The sequence below is a fragment of the Methylobacterium sp. BE186 genome (genome assembly GCF_031457035.1).
Taxonomy (GTDB): Bacteria; Pseudomonadota; Alphaproteobacteria; order Rhizobiales; family Beijerinckiaceae; genus Methylobacterium; species Methylobacterium segetis.
Window position 1 is genome coordinate 1 of the sequence record NZ_JAVDVV010000061.1, and the last position, 3,027, is coordinate 3,027.

Annotated in this window: 3 protein-coding genes; 2 read left to right on the forward strand and 1 reads right to left on the reverse strand. The window is 62.8% G+C overall.

Annotation, left to right across the window (positions count from 1 at the left end):
- Nucleotides 1–115: 115 nt before the first annotated feature.
- The gene (locus J2X36_RS26690) at nt 116–334 is read right to left on the reverse strand and encodes a hypothetical protein (RefSeq protein ID WP_310355236.1); all 219 of its coding nucleotides are present in this window, start codon (nt 332–334) and stop codon (nt 116–118) included.
- 800 nt (nt 335–1,134) lie between these two features.
- On the opposite strand from J2X36_RS26690, the gene J2X36_RS26695 reads away from it, so the two are divergent.
- Together J2X36_RS26695 and J2X36_RS26700 are read left to right on the forward strand one after the other, a co-directional pair.
- Entirely contained in the window at nt 1,135–1,857 is a 723-nt protein-coding gene (locus J2X36_RS26695; RefSeq protein WP_310355238.1) for an SIMPL domain-containing protein, read from the forward strand.
- Nucleotides 1,858–2,082: 225 nt separating this feature from the next.
- A complete protein-coding gene (locus J2X36_RS26700; protein WP_310355240.1) occupies nt 2,083–2,685 on the forward strand; it encodes a hypothetical protein in 603 nt (200 codons plus the stop codon).
- Nucleotides 2,686–3,027: the final 342 nt, after the last annotated feature.

The following is a 3,027-nucleotide window of genomic DNA, read 5'->3' on the forward strand; positions in this document are numbered from 1 at the left end:
GCGCGTCAGGGATGTGCGGTGCTTTCCGTCGTGCCATCGGGGACCTCCTTCGGGTCCACTATGGCCGCCCAACACGAAATTCCTGACAGTCCCGTTTCGCGCCGCCGACCCTCATCTATGCGACCGCGCGCCTCGCGGCACGGCGCCACTCATCACGCTCTCGCTCGAGTTCCGCGAGCCGTGCCCGAAGCGCTTCGACCTCGGCGTGTAGCTCACCGGCATCGACGGCCATCTCGACGCACTGCTCCTGCGCCTCGGCGAGCTGGAGGCGCAGCTCAGCGTTCTCTGCGGCGAGGGCGAGCAACTCAGCGGCCAGTCTGCCGTCATCCGTCATCGGGCTGCCATCAGTCTGCAAGACGGCACTACCAAGGCCGCACCCCCCTGGCTGGAGCAACTCGGTCATCTCGAGATGAAGCTGCCCCGCCGCCCGATCTGATCACGGGCTGGCGGGGCGTGTCGTGTTCACACGACGCTGATCGGGCCGGTACGCAACGCGGCCTGCCGACATGATGCAGCGCGGCGGTTAGTCGAACCTCAAGGGGTCAGGAGCAGGGCAGGCCCAAAGCGGGAAATGCCCAGCCCATATTGATGCTGTCGATACCTTCTATCGACGGCATCTGTTTGAATGATGGCGCAGCGCGAAGCACATCCCTCTCATGAAACAGGGCGAAGGCCCTGAAACATCAGAGGGATCAGCACCATGACCATTCGCGCACTCGTACTCGCCGTTGTTGCGTCCGCCACCCTGGCCGGTACTGCTCTGGCGGATGACCGCATCGATGTTACCCCGACGCTCTACCGCGAGCAGGCCCGTGCAACGGCTGCCGTGCGTCCGGCTTCCGAGTTGACGACCACGCCGTCCTTGACCGCCCGTGCCCTCGCAGCTCCGCGCGTCGTTGCTGAGGCCACCGTGACCTCAACCCGCTAAGGCGGCCTTGCTGCTGCAGCCCCGGCCTCGCGCCGGGGCTTTTCTTTGCCTTCGCAACCTCGTCGAACCACAGCCGACTGCGCGCGCATTGGGTGTTATGGAAGCTTCCGGCTCTAAGCGGCCGTAAACCATTGGACGCGTTCGAGCTTTACGTGGCTCAATCCCGGTGGCAGCGCTGAACAGGCACGCATCTGCCGGGTATCCGCATGCTGAAGATTGCTCTCGTCACGCTCGGCATCTTAGCCGGTACCTTGTCTCAAGCGCAGGCTCAGGAAGACCAGCCCAGGTCCCGTTTGCCGAGCATGACCGTCACCGCGTCCGCTACCCGCGAAGTCGTGCCAGATATCGCGGTCCTCCGGCTCAGCATCTCGACGGAGAGGCCGACAGCATCAGCCGCGACAGAGGAGACCGCTCGCACCTCGCAGACTGTGCTTGCCGAGATCAGGGCTCAAGGACTTGATCCGCGCGACCTTAAGACCGCGATCACCGTCTCGCCCATGTACGACGAGGAGCGTGGCCCGCAGGGACAAACTCTGAAGCGCGCGCTGCGGGGCTACGTGGCACGCAATGCACTCACTGTTCGGCTGCGTGACATCGCACGGGCCGGAGCACTCACCCGTAGCCTGATCGAAAAGGGTGCGAATGTCCTCGAAGGCATCCAATTCGAGATCAGCGAGGACCAGCGCCGCACGGATGAGTTGCGGGTCCAGGCGATAAAGGAGGCCGCCCGCAAGGCCAAACTTTACGCGGAGGCGGCACAGGTGCGGCTCGGACGGGTGCTGGCCGTTGAGCCGGACCCCGACGCGCAGGCTCTGCCTCTGCGTGCCGCACCAGCCGTGAGCGGAGGCGTCACGGCCATCATCCCCGTTGAACCGGGCGTGGAGCAAGTCACGGCGCGGGTGAGCGTCACCTGGGAGATAACGCCTTAGAAGCCCGTTCACGGCCTCGGCTCGGGACGCTGTGGACGGTCCGGTATAGGCGCGCAAACTGCCTGTTCCCTCGATCGGTCACTTCTTACCCAGGCGGCTGCCTAGCAGGCGCGGCGTTCCAATAGGGCTTGCCTCTTGCAATCCGCAATCATCGTTGCAGCTTTCGCAACTCTACCGCCCGCCTTCACCTATCTGGCCTTTCCCTACGGGTTCGAGGCTGCATGGATGATCGTATTCATCTGCTGCAGGCTCTTTCCCAGCCTTCTGCGAAAGCATCGGGCCAATGTCATCGGAGGCCTGCTTGCGGGTGCGGCCGTTGTCGCGTCGATCTCGTTGCACCTTTCCTCCGTCGGCGAGCGGCAAGCGATTGAAGCGGCCAGCTCGTGGTCGTTGCTGGTTCAGTTGACGAACATGCGGCAGTTTCTAATCGAGCGATCGGGAAGCGTCTCTGTCTATCTAAATACAATTATATGCTTCGGGGTGCCCGTGTTCCTACCTCTAATGTTTTGGGATTATAGCAGAAGTGAGAATCGCGAGACCTATCCGATCAAGGCGACGACGGCTCACAAGATCCAGTATTGGATAGGGTTCGGAGCTCTCGGGCTGTACATGAGCATGATGAAGCTTAACCACATGGTCTATCCATTCTATCGCCAGACGACGCCCGAACAGGCAATCGCGATACAGCACAAGTACGTTCCAATCCTGAATGTCAGTTTCGACAGCTGGGCGGTGGTAGGACTGGTCGCGGTAGCTACACTTGGTTCCATCCTGCTCACCGGCTGGGTCCAGCTCATCGAATCCTTCTTGCGGCGAACGCCACGGTAGTCAGGGAGTGTCGGATGAGCGTGCCCCAGGGCCATGTGTGGACGCCCCTGCGGGTGCAAGCAAAATCTCGGGAGCGGCGCTGCGCGTGATCGGGTGCTGCCATGTGTCCGGCCTCTGATGCGGCCGTTCATGTGCCGCGGGCCCGTATGGTGGAGATCGGGCGTGACACGGCGTTCGAGCCGGACTCGCACGCCTACGGGAACCTCCGCGACACGAAGTCCGCCGCGTACTCGATCCTGCCCAACGGCTAGGAGCCCGTCCGAGTAAGTGTCTCGACGACGAGGCTGCGGGGTGATTCACTCGGCCCATGGCCAAGGTGTTTCGCTCCTGGGACGTCGATCA

Bases quoted from the DNA above. Each gene is read 5' to 3' on its own strand.
- J2X36_RS26695 (WP_310355238.1), top strand. From the start codon at position 1,135: ATGCTGAAGATTGCTCTCGTCACGCTCGGCATCTTAGCCGGTACCTTG.
- J2X36_RS26690 (WP_310355236.1), bottom strand. From the start codon at position 334: ATGACGGATGACGGCAGACTGGCCGCTGAGTTGCTCGCCCTCGCCGCA.
- J2X36_RS26700 (WP_310355240.1), top strand. From the start codon at position 2,083: ATGATCGTATTCATCTGCTGCAGGCTCTTTCCCAGCCTTCTGCGAAAG.